The sequence below is a fragment of the Vibrio glycogenivorans genome, from assembly GCF_051660965.1.
Classification (GTDB): domain Bacteria; phylum Pseudomonadota; class Gammaproteobacteria; order Enterobacterales; family Vibrionaceae; genus Vibrio.
In genome coordinates, this window is sequence record NZ_JBPVIS010000033.1 from 1 (window position 1) to 1,234 (window position 1,234).

General features: G+C 45.5%; 1 protein-coding gene. It reads right to left on the reverse strand.

Annotated features, from left to right (window positions below):
* Positions 1 to 18 precede the first annotated feature (18 nt).
* Positions 19 to 1,169, reverse strand: a protein-coding gene (locus ACSTTG_RS24135) for an IS3 family transposase (protein ID WP_438476617.1) whose coding sequence is annotated in 2 segments (ribosomal slippage) — positions 19 to 932 and positions 932 to 1,169 — 1,152 coding nt in all. Because the reading frame shifts where the segments join, the coding sequence is not laid out codon by codon here.
* Positions 1,170 to 1,234: the final 65 nt, after the last annotated feature.

Sequence of the window (1,234 nt, forward strand, 5' to 3'; positions counted from 1 at the left end):
TGGTAAGACCCCAGAACTCTATACACTCTCAAGCTCCTGAAAATACTGTCTTTCATAGTCATTTGGTGACAGTCCACCATTAGTACCATGATTTCGTCTGGGATTGTAGAAACACTCGATATAATCAAATATCTCTGACCGCGCTTCAGCGCGGGTTTTGTAGATTCTTTTCTTTACGCGATCTTTCTTAAGCAGTGAGAAAAAGCTTTCAGCCACAGCATTGTCATGGCAGTTTCCTTTTCGGCTCATGCTGATTTCCATATTGTGCGCTTTCAGGAAGCTCTTCCAATCACCCGACGTATATTGAACCCCTTGATCAGAGTGGATCAGTACCTTGCCTTTGGGCCTTCGGCGCCAAATAGCCATCAACAATGCGTCGATGACTAGGTCAGATTTGGGACTGCTTTTCATTGTCCAACCAACCACTTTCCTAGAAAATAAGTCGATGACAACCGTCAAGTATAGCCATCCTTCGTGCGTCCGGATGTAAGTGAAATCAGTTACCCAAGCTCGGTCTGGCTTGTCAACGTTAAATCCCCTGTCTAGAACGTTTGGAGCGGCTATATGAGGCTTACCTCGACCAAAGCATGGGTGGCGCTTATAGCCTCGCACCGCTTTTATATTGGCTTGCTTCATCAAGCGATAAACCCTGTTCTTCCCACAAGACTCACCATCACCTCGAAGATCGATAGTGATATTGCGATAACCATAAACACATCCACTCTCAAGCCAAAACTGCTTAATTTTACCGAGTAAACGTTGATCCTCTTTCGCACGACAACTTACCGGCTTGCGCTGCCACGCATAGAATCCACTGCGTTGGATTTCAAGGATTTGGCACATCACTTTCAAAGGGTATCGCTGAAGTCGCTCGCTTATGAACGTGTACTTTTCTTTGACTCCCCGGCAAAGTACACGGCGGCTTCCTTTAATATGTCCCTTTCCATGGTCACCCGCTTTAACTCGGCTTTTAGCTTCCTGATTTCAGCGTTTTGATCATCTTCTTGCTGACGCTGCTCTGCTGGTTTTTCATATCTTTTAACCCAGTCGCAAAGCGATTTGTAGCTCACTCCCAGCCGCTCAGCGGTTGAGTTAAGTGTATGACCGTGCTTAGTGACTTGTTCAACGGCTTGGATTTTGAATTCTTCTGTGTAGCGTTTTCCGCTCATAACAACACCTCAGAGTTTGTTGAATTATATAACTATTAAGTGTCTAGGGAAGTGGGGTCTTACCA